Here is an 18,380-nt window from a genome sequence, read left to right as displayed (position 1 = left end):
AGACGCTGGCGGGCAAGGCCGCGCTCGGCTAACGGGCCGCCATGACCGGAGGCACGCATATCGTCGCGCTGATCGTCGCCGCCGGCAAAGGCGAGCGCGCGGGCGGGGATTTACCCAAGCAATATCGTATGATCGGCGGACAATCGGTGCTGGCTCACGCGGTTGATGCCTTCCTTCGCCATCCGGTGATCGATGAAGTTCAAGTCGTGATTGGTGCCGGCCAGGACGAACTCTATCGCACCGCCATCGGCGATCGTCCGCTTCAAAAGCCAGTGATCGGCGGTGCCACGCGGCGCGAATCGGTGCAGCGCGGGCTCGGCGCGATCGCCAAGGCGAGTCACGTGCTGATCCACGACGCAGCCCGCCCTTTCGTGTCCGGCGTGGTGATCGATCGCCTCGTGGCGGCGCTCGACGATCGTCCTGGCGCGATCCCCGCTCTGCCAGTGGCGGACACACTGGCTCGCGCCGGGGATGCGTTGGGCGATGTCGTGCCTCGCGACGGCCTTGTCAGAGTGCAGACACCACAGGCTTTCCGCTTCGATGCGATCCTTGCTGCCCACAATGTCTGGCCGGAGGGGCAGGACGCCACCGATGACGCCCAAATCGCCCGCGCGGCCGGGCATGCGGTGGCGATCGTCGCGGGCGATCCAGCGCTCGACAAGATCACTTTCGGGGAGGACGTCATGACGGCGGAAGACCGCCTCGCGGCGCGGATGATCTCGCGCACCGGCCTCGGCTTCGACGTCCACGCTTTTTCCGACGGCGCGGAACTGTGGCTGGGCGGCCTGCGCATCGATCATCCACGCGGGCTTGCCGGGCATAGCGACGCCGATGTCGCGCTCCACGCCATCACCGATGCGCTGCTCGGCGCGGTCGGCGATGGCGACATCGGCAGCCATTTTCCGCCGTCCGATGCGCAATGGCGCGGTGCCGCCTCCAGCCGCTTCGTCGATCATGCGCGGGATCTGATCGCGGCGCGCGGCGGCATCATCGATCATGTCGACCTGACGATCATCTGCGAGGCCCCCAAGATCGGCCCGCATCGGGACAGCATCCGCGCACGCGTGGCCGGCCTGTTGCGAGTGCCCGAAGCCAGGGTTAGCATCAAGGCGACGACGACCGAACGGCTCGGTTTCACCGGCCGTGGTGAGGGCATCGCCGCGCAGGCCGTCGCGACGGTGCGGGTGCCGGCAGATCTATGAATTTCAAGGCTGAAAGGATCGACGTGCGGACCACCCTCGCCACGCTGACACTGATGCTCGCCATCGCCGGCGCCACTCCGGCGCTCGCCGAGAAGGTGACGCGGCAACCGGCCCCGGCCAAACCCGGCACGCCCGGCACCTGCATCACGCGCCCGCAGCTTGAGGCGTTGATCACCTATGCCTTGCCCGCGCTGATCGATGGCGTCGCCGACAAATGCTCCGCGACGCTTGCCCCCGATTCCTTCCTCACGCGTTCGGGCCCTGGGCTGGCGCAACGCTATCGCGCCGAAAGTGATCGGCATTGGCCTATGGCGCGCAGCGCCGTCGCCTCCATGGCTGGTGAGGAATTGGGCCGACTTGGCGAAGCCACGCAGAAGACGATGGTGTCGACGCTCGTCGGTGCCGCGATCTCCGAGGCGATCAAGCCGAAGGACTGCCCGGCCGTAAACGAAGCCGTGGAACTGCTGAGCCCCCTGCCGGCCGACAATCTCGGCCGCCTGACCGCGATGCTCGCGATTCTGGGCTCCAAGGACGATAAGCCGGGCGAAAGCCCCTTTCCCATCTGCCCCGCGCCGGGAGCCCCCTGATATGGTCGATACGACCCTCCCTGCCGAGCTTGTCGAGGCAGCCCGACGCGTGATCGACGCGAACCGCGCCGCCGGCAAGACGGTCGCGGTGGCAGAAAGCTGTACCGGCGGCCTGGTATCGGCAGCGCTGACGGAAATTCCGGGTTCTTCGGACGTGTTCCTCGCCGGCTTCGTCACTTATTCCAACGAGGCCAAGCTGGGCGTGCTGGGCGTTAGCCTGGATGTGCTGGAAACCTTTGGCGCGGTGTCCATCGCCGTCGCCTGGGCGATGGCGCGCGGCGCTCTGGAGCGCGCCAATGCCGACACCGCCGTTGCCATTACCGGCATTGCCGGCCCGGATGGTGGTAGTGAGAAGAAGCCCGTGGGCACCGTCGTCTTCGCGCGCGCCGAAAAGGGCGGCGATGCGAAGGATGTGACCGCCGACGCCCACGAATTCGGCGATCTCGGCCGCGGCGGCATCCGCCTTCAGGCGGCGCTGGTTGCGCTCGAACTGCTGATGCCGGATGCAGCCGTCCCGTAAAGCTGGGCGGCCCGTTCCTCGAAAGCGTTGATCATCTTGCGGAGCGCACGATCGAACACCTGCCCCGCCAGCATCTCGAAGATGGCCGATCGGAAGGCGAAATCGACCGAAAAATCGACGAACGTACCGCCCTGCCCATCTGGCCGGAACGTCCAGTCGTTGTGGAGATATTTGAGCGGCCCATCCACATATTCGACGCGGATGGAATCCGGCCGCTTCTTGTGGACAAGCGACGTGAAATTCTCGCGCAAGCCTTTGAAGCCCACAACCAGATCCGCGACCATTTCGGTATCGCTGTCGGAGCGCACCCGAACCGCCGCGACCCAAGGCAGGAAATCGCGATAGCGCGGCACATCGGCGACCAGCTCGAAAAGCTGCTCCGATGTGTAGAGCAGGTGACGCGTCTCGCTATGCTTTGGCAAGCTGGGCCTCGCGGGCAGCGCGGAGCTTCGCGAAATCATCGCCGGCATGATAGCTCGACCGCGTCAGCGGGCTCGCTGCGACCAGCAGGAAGCCCTTGGCGCGCGCGATCGCGGCATAAGCCTGGAAGGTCTGCGGCGTCACGAACTCCGCCACCTTCGCATGGCGCGGCGTGGGTTGCAGATATTGACCGCAGGTCAGGAAATCGATCCCGGCCGAACGCATGTCGTCCATCACCTGGTGGATTTCCATCCGCTCCTCGCCCAGGCCCACCATCACGCCGGATTTGGTGAAGATGGACGGATCGAGCCGCTTCACCGTTTCCAGCAGGCGCAGCGATGCATAATAACGCGCGCCCGGCCGGATCGTCGGATAGAGCCTGGGCACAGTCTCGAGGTTATGGTTGTAGACGTCGGGCCGCGCGGCGACGATCGACTCGATCGCTGCATCCGCCTTGTTGCGGAAATCCGGCGTCAGGATTTCGATCGTCGTATTCGGCGTAGTGCGGCGCAGCGCTTCGATCACCTTTACGAACTGCGAAGCACCGCCGTCGGGAAGATCGTCGCGATCGACCGAGGTGATGACGATATGTTCGAGGCCGAGCTCGGCAGCAGCATCGGCGACATGCTGCGGCTCCGTCGCATCCACCGCGCGGGGCATGCCGGTCTTCACATTGCAAAAGGCGCAGGCACGCGTGCATGTATCGCCGAGAATCATTACGGTGGCGTGCTTTTTCGTCCAGCACTCGCCGATATTCGGGCAGGCGGCTTCCTCGCACACGGTAGCGAGATTCAGACGCCGCATAAGCTGGCGCGTCTCCGAAAATGCCTCGCCCACAGGCGCGCGAACGCGGATCCAGTCAGGCTTGCGGGCACGGGGCGAAGCGGCGGAAGCGAGCGGCTCAGTCATGCGTCGCCAGATAGCGATGCTTGGCCGGACTTGCCAGCCCTCACGTCTGGACGCTACGGCGCAGGCATGAGCGACTTTCAGAACATGATCGAGGGCTATCGCCGCTTCAAGGCGGGTGAATGGTCCCGCGAACGCGAACGCTGGGCGCAGCTTGCCGAAGGCCAGAGCCCCAAGGTGCTGGTCATCGCCTGTTCGGACAGCCGGGTCGATCCGACCCGAATCTTCGATACCTCACCCGGCGAGATGTTCGTCGTTCGTAACGTCGCCAATCTGGTCCCGCCGATGGAAATCGGCGGTGGCCATCATGGCGTTTCGGCTGCTTTGGAGTTCGCGGTCACGCAGCTCGAAGTCTCTGAAATCGTGGTGATGGGCCATGGCGCCTGCGGCGGTTGTTCGGCATCCCTCAGCCAGCGCTTCAAGGATATGCGTCCCGGCGAGGGCGGGTTCATTTCCGACTGGATCGATCTGCTGCGTCCCGCCCGCGATGCGGTGGTGGCCGAACATGGCGCGGAAGGCCCAGCAGCCCACCGCGCGATGGAGGAAGCCGCCGTCAAGGTGAGCCTCGCCAATCTCCGCACCTTTCCCTGCATCCGGTCGCGCGAACGCGAAGGCCGTCTGCGGCTCCACGGCGCCTATTTCGCCATAGCCGATGGCGTACTTCACATCATGGATGCCGAAACCGGGCAGTTTCGGCCGGCCTGAACCCTTCGGAACGGCGACGGCCGCGAATCGTTCTTTTCTCCTGCCATCCGCGGTCGAGCGGGATGGAAGGAGAGAAAGAATGTACGGAAAAGTTTCACTTATCGGGCTCGCCGCGATGCTAGCGCTGCCCGCTGCGGCGCAGGTCGCCACCACCCCTTCCCCGCCGTCGACAGATCCTGCGCGCGAGCTTCCTTATGACCGGGGCTATGACAAGCAGACGCCCAAGCATGACGCAGTGGACGCCGTCGAGAAGCCGGTCACGGAGCAATTGAACACCGGCGCAGCGGTCGAGGCGTCCGGCAATCGTGCGGCGACGGAAACGGTCAATGCCACCAACGAGGCGCAATATGAGGCGGACATGGCCGCGTATCGCGCGTCGGTGCAGAGCAAGGCACAGGTCGCGGCGGCCGACGAGGCGCGCTATGAGACACAACAGCGGGCCTATGCCGATGCGATGGCGGTTTGGCGCGAACAGAAACGCGCCTGTGATCGCGGGGTGATGAAGGCTTGCAAAAAGCCCACGCCCAACCCTGCCGAATTCTATTGAGCCGCTTCAGCCTGCCAGAATGACGGCACGATCCGAAGGGTTTCCTCGGATCGTGCCGCATCGAATGGTCAGCGGGTCAGCTTCTTGTAAGCAAGCGCGGTCGGACGATCCGCCGCGTCGCCCAGACGGCGGCGCTTATCTTCTTCATAGGCTTCGAAATTGCCCTCGAACCATTCGACATGGCTGTTGCCTTCGAAGGCGAGGATGTGCGTCGCCAGACGATCCAAGAAGAAGCGATCGTGGCTGATCACCACGGCGCAGCCCGCGAAATTTTCGATCGCCTCTTCCAGCGCGCCCAGCGTTTCGACGTCGAGATCGTTGGTCGGTTCGTCGAGCAGCAGCACGTTGCCGCCGCGCTTCAGCATCTTGGCGATGTTGACGCGGTTGCGCTCACCGCCCGAAAGCTTGCCGACATTCTTCTGCTGGTCCGCGCCCTTGAAATTGAACGCGCCGACATAGGCACGGGTCGACTGGTCGTGCCCGTTGATCTTCATGTAATCGAGCCCGTCCGAGATTTCCTCCCAGACGTTCTTTTTGGGATCGAGGTGATCGCGGCTCTGGTCGACATAGCCGAGGCGCACAGTGGACCCCAGGTCGATCGTGCCGGTATCCGGCTTTTCCTGGCCGATGATCAGCTTGAACAAGGTGGACTTGCCGGCGCCGTTAGGGCCGATCACGCCGACGATGCCGCCCGCGGGCAGCGTGAATGAGAGATTCTCGAACAGCAATTTGTCGCCATAGGCCTTCGAGATATTGTCGACCTCGATCACCTTGCCGCCGAGGCGCTCGGGCACCTGGATGACGATCTGGGCCTTGCCGGGCGTGCGGTTCTTCTGCTGCTCGACGAGCTGCTCGAACTTGGCGATACGCGCCTTGGATTTGGTCTGGCGCGCCTTGGCGCCCTGCCGAATCCATTCGAGCTCGTTCTTGATCGCGGTCTGGCGGCCCGATTCCTCGCGCTCCTCCTGCTCGAGGCGCTTCGACTTCTTTTCGAGATAGGTCGAGTAATTGCCCTCGTACGGGAAATATTTGCCGCGATCGATCTCGAGGATCCAGCCCACCACGTTATCCAGGAAATAACGATCGTGGGTGATCATCAGCACCGCGCCGGCATATTCCTTGAGGTGATTTTCCAGCCATTCGACGCTCTCGGCATCAAGGTGGTTGGTCGGTTCGTCGAGCAGCAGGATCGAGGGCTTCTGGATCAGCAGCCGGGTAAGCGCGATGCGGCGCTTTTCACCGCCCGACAGGTTCGCGACCGGCCAATCCGACGGCGGGCAGCGCAACGCTTCCATCGCGACTTCGAGCTGGTTGTCGAGCGTCCAGCCATCGACCGCATCGATCTTGGCCTGGAGATCGCCCATTTCCTCCATCAGCGCGTCGAAATCGGTGTCCTCTTGTGGGTCGCCCATTTCGGCCGAAATCGCGTTGAAGCGGTCAACCAGGTCGGCCGTCTCGCGCGCGCCTTCCTTGACGTTCTCCAGCACGGTCTTGGTCGGATCGAGCTGAGGCTCCTGCTCAAGATAGCCGACGGTGATATATTCGCCAGGCCACGCCTCGCCGGTGAAATCCTTGTCGACGCCAGCCATGATCTTCATCAGGGTCGACTTGCCGGCGCCGTTGGGGCCGACGATGCCGATCTTGGCGCCCTGATAGAATTGCAGGTTGATGTTGCTCAGCACCGGCTTGGGGGCGCCGGGGAAGGTCTTGGTCATGTCCTTCATGACGAACGCGTATTGGGCGGCCACTGGGAGGTCTCCGGATATTCGGTCAAAGCTGCTGAAAAATTCCCGCCGCACCTAGCCGAGCGGCGGCCGCTTGGCAAACCGGCTCGGGCGTTGGGGCGTTGTCGGAAAAGTTTACATTCAGATGGGATGAGCTCGCCCATAATCAAGCAGTTGCGCCGCTGGCACAGGATTTGCTCGATCCAATTCGTCCTTTTCGGACCGCGGCAGCGCGCGGCCTGTTGATCGCATATCGGCAGGATCGCAGCACGCCCGACGGGGTCCCGGCTCTTGGGGGCGAGCCGGGGCCCCTATTGTTTTACGGCCCCCATTCCGTCACTTGGCAGTATCAACGGATCGCCAAGGAGCAACCCCACTTATGCGCCTGCCCGTCGCATTGCTTGCCGCCACATTTTTAGCATCCCAGGCCTCGGCCCAATCGGTCGACGTCGCCGCGCTGCGCGATGCGGCGCTGAAGGATGAAATGGCCTGGGACATCACGGAGGGGTTGACGACCGAGGTCGGCCAGCGCCTGGCCGGCACCGAGGCCGAGGCGCGCGCCCGCACATGGGCGATCGCGAAGCTGAAGGCGATGGGCTTCTCCAACCCGCGCATCGAACCGTTCGACATGCCCGTCTGGGTGCGTGGCGAAGAAACGGCCGAAATCGTCGCGCCCTTCCCGCAGAAGCTGGTGCTGGCAGCGCTCGGCAATAGCGGCGCCACGCCGGCCGAAGGCATCACCGCGGAAATCATCGGCTTTTCCTCTCTCTCCGAGCTCGAGGCGACCGACAGCGCCAAGGTTCGCGGCAAGATCGTCTTCGTCGATCATGCCATGGGCACCACGCAGGATGGGTCGAGCTATGGCGCGTTCGGCGGTGCCCGCCGCAAGGGACCGTCGATCGCCAGCAAGAAGGGCGCGCTTGCCATCGTCATCCGCTCGATCGGCACCGACTTCCACCGCAATCCGCATACCGGCGTGCAGCAATGGTCGGACGGCGCGACGCCCATTCCTGCCGCCGCGCTCACCCTGCCTGATGCGGAGCAGCTCAAGCGCATCCTCGCCCGCGGCAAGCCGGTGAGGATGAAGCTCGTGCTCACCCCGCGCAATATCGGCACCCGCCAGTCGGGCAATGTCATGGCAGAAGTGCCTGGCCGTGATCCGAAGGCCGGCATCGTCCTGGTCGGATGCCATCTCGATAGCTGGGATCTCGGTACGGGCGCGATCGACGATGCCGCGGGCTGTGGCATCGTCGCAGCCGCGGCGAAGCGGGTGATGGACGCCGGCAAGCCGCTGCGTACGATTCGCGTCGTCTGGTTCGGCGCGGAAGAGGTCGGAATCCTTGGCGGTGCGGCCTATCGCGACGCTCATAAGGGCGAAAATCACGCCGTTCTTGCCGAATCCGATTTCGGCGCCGACCGCGTCTATCGGTTCGATACTTACGTGAACCAATCGGCCAAGCCGGTCGTGGGCCGACTGGCCGAGGTGCTGGCCCCGATCGGCATCGCCAAGGGCAATAACGAGGCGCGCGGCGGCTCCGACATCGGGCCGCTGGCGGCAACCGGCGTACCTGTGATCGCGCTCCGCCAGGACGGCACGCGCTATTTCGATCTGCACCACACACCCGATGACACGCTCGACAAAGTGGATCGCAGCCAACTCGCGCAGAACGTCGCCGCCTGGACTGCGATGATAGCCACAGTGGCAAATGTAGAGAGTGAACTTGGGCCTGTTGGGCCGCCGCGGGACGATTGATCCTACGAAAATCACTTGTGCGAAGCAGTTCCAATCGGCAGAACTGCTTAACCCTCGCTGAATTTTGGCGTTGACGCTGACGGGGGCGACGCTAATGGGGGCCGCTGGGACGGCGTTCGGGCCGGCCCCTGATAAGAACTATGGGAGCTGCTCGAATGAAGAAGCTTAGCTTTGTTCTCGCTGCCGCCGGCCTGATGACCCTGGCCGCGTGCAACAACTCGGCGACGGAAACGGCCGTCGAGAATGCGGCTGACAATGCCGTCGAGACGATTGAAGCCACCGCGGACAACGCGACGGCCGCCGTCGAGGCGACTGCCGACAACGCGACCTCGGCTGTCGACAACGCGGTGGATAACGCTGCCGCCGCCGTCGATAACGCGACGAACGCGATGTAATTCGCTTATGCGCTCGGTTTTCCGGGCGTATGCGAAAGTGGCGGGCGCTCCTTTTGGGGCGCCCGTTTTCTTTTGAACCACTTGCGCAGGACCCGAGCTGCGGCAAATCTGCCGGAATGAAGCCGATTCACCTGCTCGCATCCGCGGCCCTGGCCGCTCTTCCCGCCAATCTCGTCGCTGCCCCATTCGTCCCCGCGGACATTGCCCGCGACGAAGAGATCGCAGCACCGGCTTTCTCCCCAGACGGCCAATGGATCGCCTACAGCCTGGAAACGGCCGATCCGAAGCATGATGAGGCAAACACGGACATCTGGGTCACGCCCTGGCGAGGCGGGCCGGCCAAGCGCCTGACGCGCACGCCCGATATCAGCGAAAGCCGCCCCACCTTCACCCATGATGGCAAACGCATCGCTTTCCTCAGCGATCGCGGCAAGGACCAGGAGACACAACTCTGGGTGATGCCCGCAGGCGGCGGTTCGCCGCGTCAGCTGACGCGAATCGCCGGCGGGATCAGCGACTACAGCCTCTCGCCCGATGGCCGGAGCGTGGCCGTCGTCGCCGAAATCGGCGGCCGTGTCGGCGCCAAGGATGATCCGACGCCGCCGCCGATCGTCATCACTCGCTTCCAGTTCAAGGAGGACGGGCGCGACCGGCTCGACGCCCGCCGCACCCATCTTTTCCGGATCGACATCGCCAGCCGCAAGACCATCCAGCTTACCAGTGGCGATTTCGACCATTGGCTGCCGAGCTGGTCTCCGGACGGACGATCGATCGCCTTCGTTTCCCGCCGCGACAAGGATGCCGATCGCGGCTTCAATTACGACGTCTTCGTCCTGGCGGCCGAAGGCGGCGAACCACGACGGATGGGCGCTTTCTCCGGCGCCGATCAAAACCCGGATTGGGAGGCCGGTCGCCCCGAATGGTCGCTTGATTCCCGCCGGCTTGCCTGGGTTCGCGCCGGCGATGACAAATGGCTCTGGTATACGCCCCACCAGCTAGCAATCGGCGACGTCGCGACCGGGACTGTCACGCTGCCAGCCGATATCGATCGCTGGACCTACAAGCCACGCTGGACGGCGAACGGCCAGATCGTCGCGCTGATCGAACTCGATCGCGATACCTTGCCGGCCAGAATCGATCCGGTGAGCGGCCAGATCAGCTATCTCGTGCAGGGACCGCGCTTCGCCAGCGATTTTACGCTGGGGCCGGATGGCAAGATCGCCCTGCTCGACGGAGATGTGCGGACGCCCGCGGCGTTGCGCACCTCGGATGGAAGAACGCTGACCAGCCACAACGCCTGGCTCACCGATCGTACGCTGGGCGAAAGCCGCGACGTGAGTTGGTCGAGCGGCGGCACGACTATCCATGGCATATTGACGCTGCCAACCGGCTATCGCACCGGCCAGCTTTATCCGTTGATCGTCCGCCTGCATGGCGGCCCGGTCTATCAGTTCAGCCACGAATTCATGGCCGACTGGCAGGTCTATGCGGCAGCGGGTTATGCCGTTCTCGCGGTCAATCCAAGGGGTTCGTCCGGCCGCGGCTTCGAATTCGCGAACCCAATCTTCGCCGATTGGGGCAATGTCGACGTCGCCGACGTCAAGGCCGGCATCGACCATATGATCGCGAGTGGGATTGCCGATCCCAAGCGCATCGGCGTCGGCGGCTGGAGCTACGGCGGCATCCTGACCAACTATATGATCGCCAGCGATCCCCGCATCCGCGCGGCGGTGAGTGGCGCGGGCATCGCCAACATCTTCGGCGGCTACGGCGCGGACCAGTATAGCCGCGATTATGAGCTGGAACTGGGCACGCCCTGGGCCAATCCGGACGTATACGCCCGCGTCAGCTTTCCCTTCCTCCACGCCGACCGGATCAGGACGCCCACCCTGTTCCTTTGCGCGGAAAAGGATGTGAACGTCCCCTGTCTCGGCGGCGAGCAGATGTTCCAGGCGCTCAGATCACGCAATGTGCCTACCGAACTGGTGATCTATCCCGGCGAAAATCACGGACTGACGGTGCCGAGCTACCGCGTCGACCGGATGCAGCGGCATCTCGACTGGTATGCCCGTCATCTCGGGCCTAGCGCACCAATTCCCCGCCCTTAATGACATGCTGTACCTTTTCGAGCAGGCGGATGTTGGCGATCGGGTCGCCCTCGACCGCGATCATGTCGGCGAAGCGGCCAGGCGTGATCGCGCCGACATCCTTTTCCTTGCGGATCAGCCGGGCGGATTCGATCGTCGCCGACTGGATCGCCTGCATCGGCGTCATGCCGTTGGCGACCATATAAGCGAACTGCCGGGCGTTGAGCCCGTGCGGATAGACCCCTGAGTCGGTGCCGAAGGCAATTTTCGCACCGGCAGCGACGGCCTTGCGAAAGCCCACCCGCTGCTCGTCGGTGGTTTCCCGGTTCTTGCGCAATATGTCCGCGGGCCAGCCCTCCTTGGTGCCCATCTCCTCGATATAATCGCCGTTATAGACGTCCATGACGAGCCAGACGCCCTTCTGCTTGGCAAGCGCGATGCCTTCGTCATCGATCAGCGAGGCGTGCTCGATCGAACGGACGCCCGCACGGATCGCGGTCTTGATGCCCTCCGCGCCGTGGGCGTGGGCGGTGGCATAGCCGCCGTTGCGGGCGGCTTCCTCCACCGCCGCACGGATCTCCGCCTCGCTCATCTCCAGCGCGCCCGGCTCGGTGCCCTGCGCCAACACCGCGCCGGTGGCGATCAGCTTCAGGAAATCCGCGCCGTGCTGGAAGATGTAACGCGCTTTCTCGCGCACCTCGTCCGGGTTGCGGGCGACGCCGCGGCGCATGTCCTCCGGCACCTGCACGTCGGGTGCAAAGCCCGTCACTTCGCCGCCGCCGCCAGGGACGGTGATATAGGCACCCGCCACCGTCATCCGCGGGCCTTCGACGATCTCCTTGTCGATCGCATCGCGCAGCGCGACATCGCCGAAGGCGCGGAACACGCCGACATCGCGCACGGTCGTGAAGCCGGCGCGTAGCGTATCGCGGGCGTTCTTGCTCGATAGCAAGGCTGTCTCCGCCACCGAATGCAGCAGCGGTTCGGCGAAATTGTTGGTCTGGCCGAAGTCGGCGAGATGAGTGTGCATGTCCATCAGGCCCGGCAGCACCGTATAACGGGACCAGTCCGTCACCATGCCGTCGGCAGGAGCGTTCTTATAGGGCTCGACCGCGGTGACACGACCATCGACGATGCGAATGAGCTGATCGTTCAATACCTTGCCCTGCACCGTATCGACCAGCTTGCCCGCGCGGACATAGCTTGTCTCGGCAAGCGCGCCCGTCGGCGCCAGCAAAAGCAACAAAGCGATGACGCGCAAGCGGATGGTCATTTCTGGGTCCCTTGTTATACATCCGAATAACAAGCGATGATGTGCCATCGCTGGGTCGCCAACGAAAGGACAATTGATGCGGCTTGGATTGTTTGCCTCCACCCTTCTCCTCGCAGCCACGGCCATGCCCGCCGTCGCCGCCCCCGCTGCGCAGGGAGAGGCGGCCCAGAATAGCGCGGCGCTCGATATTCTCGTCAAGTCGATCGGCTACCGCACCGTCGCCGGCCAGGGCCAGGTGCCGGCCTATGCCGAATATCTGGCGGGCGTCCTGAAGGCTGCGGGCTTCCCGGCTGAGGACATCACGATCCAGCGCCGGGGCGAGACCGCCACGCTGGTCGCGCGCTATCGCGGCACGGGCAAGGGCAAGCCGATCATTCTTTCCGGCCATATGGATGTGGTCGAGGCCAAGCGCTCCGATTGGGAACGCGATCCCTTCGTTGCGGTTGTCGAGAACGGCTATGTCTATGGCCGCGGCTCGATGGACAACAAGGCCGGCGTCACCGTGATGGTGCAGACGCTCGCGCGGCTGAAGCAGGAAGGCTTCCGCCCCGGCCGCGACATCATCCTCGCGCTTTCAGGCGACGAGGAAACCGGCATGGAGACCACTGCCGCGCTCGCCAAGGAACTGGCCGGCGCCGAACTCCTGATCAACAGCGATGCCGGCGGCGCGCTCCTCGATGAGGCGACCGGCAAGCCGCAGGTCTATGGTATCCAGGCCGGTGAGAAGACCTATGCGGACTTCCGCATCGCCTTCACCAATCCCGGCGGCCATTCGAGCCGGCCGTCGAAGAGCAATGCCATCTACGATCTCGCCAAGGCGATCGATGCCATCGCGGCCTATGATTTCCCGGCGCAGATGAACGAACTGACCCGCGCTTCCTTCACTGCCGCTTCACTCAAGACGCCGGGAGCCACGGGTGACGCGATGAAGCAGTTTGTCGCCAACCCTGCCGACACCAAGGCGGCAGCGACGCTCTCCGCCGATCCCGAGTGGATCGGCTGGGTGCGCACTACCTGCGTCGCGACAATGCTGCAGGGCGGCCACGCGCTGAATGCGCTGCCTCAATCCGCTGGCGTGGAAGTGAACTGCCGTATCTTCCCCGGCGTCGAGGTCGAGACGGTGCGTGCAAAGCTCGCCGAACTCGCCGGCCTCAATGCGACGATCACCGTGCTCGGCCATCCGCGGTCCAGCGATGCCTCGCCGCTTCGGCCTGACGTCATGGCGGCAACACGCAAGGCGATCGACGCTCGCTCGCCCGGCGTGCCGATCGTCCCGCATATGTCAGCGGGCGCCACCGACAGCCTCTATTTCCGGGCCGAAGGCGTGCCGAGTTACGGCCTCGGCGTTACCTACATGAAACCGAGCGACGATTTCTCGCACGGCCTCAACGAACGCGTGACGGTGGAATCGATCACCGGCGGCCTGAAGCAGTGGTATGTGCTACTGAAGGAACTTGCGAAGTAAGCAGCCATGCAGCGATCCTCCCCCTCGTGGGGAGGATCCTTACAGAAGCGCGTCCAGCCAACGCTCGGCCATCTCCGCCGCTTCGTCTGCAGTGAAGGCGTCGGGCGCGAGACACAGTTCCAGCCACAGCCCGTCGACCAAAGCGGTGATCGCAACCGCCTTCATCCGCCGATCGGCCGGGGCCACGCCATTTTCGGCGAGCAGTCCTTCGATGCCGTCGCGATAGCCGCTGTAGATGTCGCCATGGAGGGTAGCGATGCCGGGATCGCTTTTCACCAGGCTCCAGAAGGCGATCCAGGTGGCGAGCAACGCCGGGTCCGCGATCGGCGGACGGAAGCTGGCGACGACATAGGCCGACAGCCGCGTGCGGGGCCCCTCCCCAGCCTCCTCCACCGCGGCAGCGAGCGCAGTCGCGACGCGTTCGCCAACGGCCTGATAGGTGGCACCAATCAGATCGTCGATGCCCTCGAAATAATGGCGGAGCAGTCCGGGGGAGACTCCCGCCTCCGCGCAGATCGCGCGCACCGTCGCGCCGGCCACGCCGTCCACCGCCAACCGGGCGGCACAGGCATCGATCAGGCTCTGGCGACGGGAGTCCGCTTCCTCGCGGGTGAAAGTGGCGCGCGTCATTGCCTCTGCCATAATGCAAGGCCGCTTGCGGCGATACCCCGCTTGTTATACATTCGTAAAACAACAAGGGATCGCGACATGGCTACCGCATATAAGACGACCGCCCCGTCGGCCGCCGCCGGCGACGACAATCTCAGCCTGCCGGCATGGCTCTATAATGACCCGGAATTTTTCGCGGTCGAAATGGAACGTGTGATCCGGCCTTCCTGGCAGGTCGTCTGCCATGTCAGCGATGTGCCCAATCCGGGCGACTATCACGTCCTCGATTATATCGGCGAAAGCGTGATCGTGATTCGCGGCGACGATGGCGAGATCCGCGCCTTCGCCAATGTCTGCCGCCACCGCGCCTCGCGCCTCGTCGATGGGCCCAGCGGCTGCGCGAAGAAGCTCGTCTGCCCCTATCACGCCTGGACCTACGACAATGACGGTCGCCTGACCGGCGTGCCGATGAAGAGCGACTATCGCGGGCTCGATCAAGGTGCCCACGGCCTCGCCCCTGTGGATATCGATCTCTGGCGCGGCTTCATCTTCGTGCGGCTGGCGGGCGATGGCCCGCGCGTCGCCGAGATGATGGGAGACTATGACGCCGAATGCGCACCCTATCGTTTCGAGGACATGCGCGCGATTGGCCGCGTCACGCTGCGCCCCCGCACCGTGAACTGGAAGAATATCGCCGACAATTATTCGGACGGCCTCCACATTCCGGTCGCCCATCCGGGGCTTACCCGCCTGTTCGGCCGCGACGGCTATCGCATCGAGGCCGCTCCCCATGTCGACAAGATGTGGGGCGTGGTGGTCGATCGTCTCTCGTCCAACCCGTCCGAGCGCGCTTACCAGACCATGCTTCCCAAGGTGGATCATCTGCCTGACGAGAACCAGCGGCTGTGGCTTTATTACAAGCTGTGGCCGAACTTCGCGTTCGAGATCTATCCCGACCAGATCGATTTCATGCAGTTCCTGCCGCTGACGCCGACCACGTCGCTGATCCGCGAGATCAGCTATCGCCTGCCCGATGACAACCGCCGCGAGATGCGCGCCGCACAATATCTCAACTGGCGGATCAACCGGCAGGTCAACAGGGAGGACACGCAGATCATCGAGCGCGTCCAGCAAGGCATGGCATCGCCCAGCTACACCGTCGGCCCGCTTGGCGAGAGCGAAGTCTGCCTCGCCAGCTTCGCCCGCAAGCTCCGCCATCTGATCCCGGAGGCGAGCCTCCCCGAACCGCCGGCTGCGGGCTGGAGCCGGAAGGACGCAGCATGACCCAACGTTACGACGCAATCATCATCGGCGGCGGCCATAACGGCCTGGTCTGCGCCTTCTACCTCGCCCGCGCCGGCCTGAAGGTCCGTGTGCTGGAACGCCGCCATATCGTCGGCGGCGCCGCGGTTACCGAGGAATTCCACCCCGGCTTCCGCAATTCCACCGCCAGCTACACCGTCAGCCTGCTCCGGCCCAAGGTGATCGCCGACATGCGGCTCCACGATCACGGCTATCGCGTGATCGAACGGACGATCAGCAACTTCTTCCCACATGAAGACGGCTATCTGAAGCTCGGCGGCGGCATGGAGCGGACGCAAGCCGAATTCGCGCGCTTCTCCAAGAAGGACGCCGAAACCTTCCCGGCTTATGAGGAAGCGCTGGAAGGCGTGGCCGAAGTGCTGCGCGATCTCGCGCTCAAGACCCCGCCCAACGCCGGCGGCGGCATCCATGCGTTGCTCGCCGCCGCGACGCAGGGCCGCCGGCTTGCCAGCCTGACGGTCGAACAGCAGCGCAACGTGATGGACCTGTTCGCCAAGAGCGCGCGCAGCTTCCTCGATAGCTGGTTTGAGAATGAATATGTGAAGGCCGCCTTCGGCTTCGACACCGTGGTCGGCAATTATGCGAGCCCCGATACGCCGGGCTCCGCCTATGTCCTGCTCCATCACGTCTTTGGGGAGGTGAACGGCAAGAAGGGCGCGTGGGGCCATTCCGTCGGCGGCATGGGCGCGATCACCCAGGCGATGGCGGCCGCCTGCACCCAACTCGGCGTTGAGATCAGCCTGGAGGCGCCCGTCGCCAAGTTGCTCGTCGATGGCGGCAAGGTTTCCGGCGTGCGGCTGGAAAGCGGTGAGGAGATCGTCGCGCCGATCGTCGCGGCCAATGTCGGCCCTGCTTTGCTCTATCGCCAGCTTGTCGATCGTTCGGATATGCCGCAGGAATTTGCGCGGCGGATGGACCATTACAAGGCCGGCTCCGGCACCTTCCGCATGAACGTGGCGCTCTCGGAATTGCCCGATTTCACCGTATTGCCGGGCAAGGAGAAGGCCGAGCATCATAGCTGCGGCATCATCATCGCGCCGACGCTCGATTATATGGATCAGGCGTTCACCGATGCGCGGGCCTTTGGTTGGTCCAAGCAGCCGATCGTCGAAATGAAGATTCCCTCGACCGTGGACGACAGCCTTGCGCCTCCGGGGCAGCATGTCGCCAGCCTGTTCTGCCAGCAGTTCGCGCCCGTGCTGCCCGACGGCCGCAACTGGGATGATGAGCGCGAGGCGGCGGCCGACCTCATCATCGATACGGTCAATCAGCATGCCCCCAACTTCAAGGCATCGGTGATTGCCCGGCAGATCCACTCGCCGGTCGATCTGGAGCGCAAGTTCGGGCTGATCGGCGGCGACATCATGCATGGCCATATGTCGCTCGATCAGCTTTGGGCCGCGCGGCCGATGCTGGGCCATGGCGATTATCGCGGGCCGATCAAGGGGCTCTACATGTGCGGCGCCGGCACCCATCCGGGCGGTGGCGTCACCGGCGCGCCCGGCCACAATGCCGCGCACGAAATCCTCGCCGATCGGTCGGTGATCGGGCGGCTGTTCAGGCGGGCGTGACGGCCCGGCGGCGATTGACGATCAGATAGATTGGGAGCCCGGCGAGCAGCAGCACGCCGCCCCATTTGATCGCTTCCTGGCCGCAGCCATAGAGCGTCCACAGCGCGAAGATGGCAGCCAGCGGGGCGATGATCTTGATCAGCCGATCCTGCGGCAACAGCTTGAGCGCGGCGATCGCCGACGCGAAGTAAGCGATCAGGCCCGCGGCGATCGACACCAGGGCGATAAACGCGAACAGGTCCGACATCGACCGGCTGTAATTCATCAGCGTCACCACCGTCAGCAACGTGCTTGAAACGAGATGCGCGCGCGCTGGGGTGCCGCGCTTGCTGCTCTTGCCGAGCCAGGCCGGAAAGACGCCGCCACGGGCCATGGCCCAGGGCATTTCGCCCTGCACCAGGATGAAGCCGTTGAGCGTGCCGAAGGCGCTGATCGCGGCGAACAGCGCGATCACGTCGGCCGCATTGCCGCCGAAGCGCAGGCCGACAAATTCCGCGATGGGTGCAGGGGATTTGGCCGCCACGTCCGCCGGCATCAGCAAGGTCACGGCCGAGCAGACGAGGATATAGACCAGCCCGGTGAACGCCGTTCCCCACAGCGTCGCGCGGGGGATGACATTGCCGGCATCCTCTACCTGATCGGCCGGAACGGTGGCGGATTCGAGACCGAGAAAACCCCAGAAGGTGAGTGCGGCGGTGGCTGCAACCGCGCTGATACCGATCTGTTCGGGATGCCAGGGCGCAACGGCGGCCGTCCCGTCGCTCGACAGGATCATCAGCGCGACGATCACCACTGCCACCATCGGCACAAGTTTCAGGATCGTCGTCACCACCTGCACGCGGCCAGCAGCGGCCACACCCCAGATGTTGATGCCGGTAACACCCCAAACTAGGGCAACCGCCATCAGCGCGGGCAAGCCGGGCGTGGCTCCGATCTGCGGCACCAACAGCCCGATGCTGCTGACGACCGCGACGGCGATCGCGCCATTGCCGGCCCACAGCATCACCCAATAGCTCCAGGCGACGACGAAGCCGATTGTCGGCCCGAAGGCGGCGTCCGCATAGGCATAGGGACCGCCCGCCCGTGGCATCGCCGCCGACAGCCGGGCAAAGACGAAAGCGAGGCAGAGCGCACCGGCGATGGTGACGAACCAGCCGAACAGTGCGTTCCAGCCATAAGGCGCCAGGCTCGCCGGCAGCAGGAACACGCCCGAGCCGATCAGATTGCCGACGACGAGCGCCAGGCACATCCAGAAACCAAGCGCGCGGGAGGATGGGCGTGTCGTCATGCGCC

At 64.5% G+C, this 18,380-nt stretch carries 17 protein-coding genes; 11 read left to right on the top strand and 6 right to left on the bottom strand.

Features of this window, described 5'->3' with window-relative positions:
* The first annotated feature begins 41 nt into the window (after positions 1-41).
* From ACFB49_RS05625 to ACFB49_RS05615, 3 genes are read left to right on the top strand one after another with little or no spacing between them, the layout of a single operon-like run.
* Entirely contained in the window at positions 42-1,202 is a 1,161-nt protein-coding gene (locus ACFB49_RS05625; RefSeq protein ID WP_380877039.1) for a bifunctional 2-C-methyl-D-erythritol 4-phosphate cytidylyltransferase/2-C-methyl-D-erythritol 2,4-cyclodiphosphate synthase, read from the top strand.
* A complete protein-coding gene (locus ACFB49_RS05620; protein WP_380877037.1) occupies positions 1,199-1,789 on the top strand; it encodes a hypothetical protein in 591 nt (196 codons plus the stop codon). The genes ACFB49_RS05625 and ACFB49_RS05620 overlap by 4 nt, the downstream gene beginning before the upstream one ends.
* 1 nt (position 1,790) lies before the next feature.
* On the top strand, positions 1,791-2,309 hold the full coding sequence (locus ACFB49_RS05615) for a CinA family protein (protein ID WP_380877035.1): 519 nt from the start codon (positions 1,791-1,793) through the stop codon (positions 2,307-2,309).
* Here ACFB49_RS05615 and ACFB49_RS05610 read toward each other — a convergent pair.
* Positions 2,255-2,731: a type II toxin-antitoxin system RatA family toxin gene (locus ACFB49_RS05610; RefSeq protein ID WP_380877032.1), complete on the bottom strand. Its 477-nt coding sequence runs from the start codon at positions 2,729-2,731 to the stop codon at positions 2,255-2,257. The two genes, ACFB49_RS05615 and ACFB49_RS05610, sit on opposite strands and share 55 nt — an antisense overlap.
* Entirely contained in the window at positions 2,718-3,638 is a 921-nt protein-coding gene (lipA, locus tag ACFB49_RS05605; RefSeq protein ID WP_380877029.1) for a lipoyl synthase, read from the bottom strand. The genes ACFB49_RS05610 and lipA overlap by 14 nt, the downstream gene beginning before the upstream one ends.
* Positions 3,639-3,704: 66 nt before the next feature.
* On the opposite strand from lipA, the gene ACFB49_RS05600 reads away from it, so the two are divergent.
* Together ACFB49_RS05600 and ACFB49_RS05595 are read left to right on the top strand one after the other, a co-directional pair.
* Positions 3,705-4,340 (top strand): carbonic anhydrase, encoded by a 636-nt coding sequence (locus tag ACFB49_RS05600; protein WP_380877026.1) that lies wholly within the window; start codon positions 3,705-3,707, stop codon positions 4,338-4,340.
* Positions 4,341-4,419: 79 nt separating this feature from the next.
* Positions 4,420-4,887, top strand: coding sequence for a hypothetical protein (locus ACFB49_RS05595; protein WP_380877023.1), 468 nt, complete (start codon positions 4,420-4,422; stop codon positions 4,885-4,887).
* A 68-nt stretch (positions 4,888-4,955) separates the two neighbouring features.
* Here ACFB49_RS05595 and ettA read toward each other — a convergent pair whose 3' ends face one another.
* On the bottom strand, positions 4,956-6,635 hold the full coding sequence (ettA, locus tag ACFB49_RS05590) for an energy-dependent translational throttle protein EttA (RefSeq protein WP_380877020.1): 1,680 nt from the start codon (positions 6,633-6,635) through the stop codon (positions 4,956-4,958).
* 355 nt (positions 6,636-6,990) lie between these two features.
* On the opposite strand from ettA, the gene ACFB49_RS05585 reads away from it, so the two are divergent.
* The 3 genes from ACFB49_RS05585 (at position 6,991) to ACFB49_RS05575 (ending at position 10,867) form a co-directional block, all read left to right on the top strand.
* A complete protein-coding gene (locus ACFB49_RS05585; RefSeq protein WP_380877018.1) occupies positions 6,991-8,364 on the top strand; it encodes a M28 family peptidase in 1,374 nt (457 codons plus the stop codon).
* Positions 8,365-8,519: 155 nt separating this feature from the next.
* On the top strand, positions 8,520-8,759 hold the full coding sequence (locus ACFB49_RS05580) for a hypothetical protein (protein WP_380877016.1): 240 nt from the start codon (positions 8,520-8,522) through the stop codon (positions 8,757-8,759).
* 116 nt (positions 8,760-8,875) lie between these two features.
* The gene (locus tag ACFB49_RS05575; RefSeq protein ID WP_380877013.1) at positions 8,876-10,867 is read left to right on the top strand and encodes a S9 family peptidase; all 1,992 of its coding nucleotides are present in this window, start codon (positions 8,876-8,878) and stop codon (positions 10,865-10,867) included.
* Here the strand turns inward: ACFB49_RS05575 and ACFB49_RS05570 are convergent.
* Positions 10,842-12,119 (bottom strand): amidohydrolase family protein, encoded by a 1,278-nt coding sequence (locus ACFB49_RS05570; RefSeq protein WP_380877010.1) that lies wholly within the window; start codon positions 12,117-12,119, stop codon positions 10,842-10,844. The two genes, ACFB49_RS05575 and ACFB49_RS05570, sit on opposite strands and share 26 nt — an antisense overlap.
* 76 nt (positions 12,120-12,195) lie before the next feature.
* Here ACFB49_RS05570 and ACFB49_RS05565 point away from each other — a divergent pair, with 76 nt between their 5' ends.
* Positions 12,196-13,584: a M20/M25/M40 family metallo-hydrolase gene (locus ACFB49_RS05565; protein WP_380877008.1), complete on the top strand. Its 1,389-nt coding sequence runs from the start codon at positions 12,196-12,198 to the stop codon at positions 13,582-13,584.
* 39 nt (positions 13,585-13,623) lie between these two features.
* Here the strand turns inward: ACFB49_RS05565 and ACFB49_RS05560 are convergent, their stop codons facing one another.
* Entirely contained in the window at positions 13,624-14,214 is a 591-nt protein-coding gene (locus tag ACFB49_RS05560; protein WP_380877006.1) for a TetR/AcrR family transcriptional regulator, read from the bottom strand.
* 78 nt (positions 14,215-14,292) lie between these two features.
* Here ACFB49_RS05560 and ACFB49_RS05555 point away from each other — a divergent pair, with 78 nt between their 5' ends.
* Positions 14,293-15,477 (top strand): aromatic ring-hydroxylating dioxygenase subunit alpha, encoded by a 1,185-nt coding sequence (locus ACFB49_RS05555; RefSeq protein ID WP_380877003.1) that lies wholly within the window; start codon positions 14,293-14,295, stop codon positions 15,475-15,477.
* A complete protein-coding gene (locus ACFB49_RS05550; RefSeq protein ID WP_380877000.1) occupies positions 15,474-17,087 on the top strand; it encodes a phytoene desaturase family protein in 1,614 nt (537 codons plus the stop codon). Before ACFB49_RS05555 ends, ACFB49_RS05550 begins: the two co-directional genes overlap by 4 nt.
* Here the strand turns inward: ACFB49_RS05550 and ACFB49_RS05545 are convergent.
* A complete protein-coding gene (locus tag ACFB49_RS05545; protein WP_380876998.1) occupies positions 17,074-18,375 on the bottom strand; it encodes an amino acid permease in 1,302 nt (433 codons plus the stop codon). The two genes, ACFB49_RS05550 and ACFB49_RS05545, sit on opposite strands and share 14 nt — an antisense overlap.
* Positions 18,376-18,380: the final 5 nt, after the last annotated feature.

The organism is Sphingomonas sp. DBB INV C78, assembly GCF_042693015.1.
Classification (GTDB): domain Bacteria; phylum Pseudomonadota; class Alphaproteobacteria; order Sphingomonadales; family Sphingomonadaceae; genus Sphingomonas_E.
This window is presented reverse-complemented; position numbering and strand designations above follow the sequence as displayed.

Coding starts and splice junctions, on each gene's coding strand:
- ACFB49_RS05625 (WP_380877039.1), top strand. CDS start 42: ATGACCGGAGGCACGCATATCGTCGCGCTGATCGTCGCCGCCGGCAAA.
- ACFB49_RS05620 (WP_380877037.1), top strand. CDS start 1,199: ATGAATTTCAAGGCTGAAAGGATCGACGTGCGGACCACCCTCGCCACG.
- ACFB49_RS05615 (WP_380877035.1), top strand. CDS start 1,791: ATGGTCGATACGACCCTCCCTGCCGAGCTTGTCGAGGCAGCCCGACGC.
- lipA (WP_380877029.1), bottom strand. CDS start 3,638: ATGACTGAGCCGCTCGCTTCCGCCGCTTCGCCCCGTGCCCGCAAGCCT.
- ACFB49_RS05600 (WP_380877026.1), top strand. CDS start 3,705: ATGAGCGACTTTCAGAACATGATCGAGGGCTATCGCCGCTTCAAGGCG.
- ACFB49_RS05595 (WP_380877023.1), top strand. CDS start 4,420: ATGTACGGAAAAGTTTCACTTATCGGGCTCGCCGCGATGCTAGCGCTG.
- ACFB49_RS05585 (WP_380877018.1), top strand. CDS start 6,991: ATGCGCCTGCCCGTCGCATTGCTTGCCGCCACATTTTTAGCATCCCAG.
- ACFB49_RS05580 (WP_380877016.1), top strand. CDS start 8,520: ATGAAGAAGCTTAGCTTTGTTCTCGCTGCCGCCGGCCTGATGACCCTG.
- ACFB49_RS05575 (WP_380877013.1), top strand. CDS start 8,876: ATGAAGCCGATTCACCTGCTCGCATCCGCGGCCCTGGCCGCTCTTCCC.
- ACFB49_RS05570 (WP_380877010.1), bottom strand. CDS start 12,119: ATGACCATCCGCTTGCGCGTCATCGCTTTGTTGCTTTTGCTGGCGCCG.
- ACFB49_RS05565 (WP_380877008.1), top strand. CDS start 12,196: ATGCGGCTTGGATTGTTTGCCTCCACCCTTCTCCTCGCAGCCACGGCC.
- ACFB49_RS05560 (WP_380877006.1), bottom strand. CDS start 14,214: ATGACGCGCGCCACTTTCACCCGCGAGGAAGCGGACTCCCGTCGCCAG.
- ACFB49_RS05555 (WP_380877003.1), top strand. CDS start 14,293: ATGGCTACCGCATATAAGACGACCGCCCCGTCGGCCGCCGCCGGCGAC.
- ACFB49_RS05550 (WP_380877000.1), top strand. CDS start 15,474: ATGACCCAACGTTACGACGCAATCATCATCGGCGGCGGCCATAACGGC.
- ACFB49_RS05545 (WP_380876998.1), bottom strand. CDS start 18,375: ATGACGACACGCCCATCCTCCCGCGCGCTTGGTTTCTGGATGTGCCTG.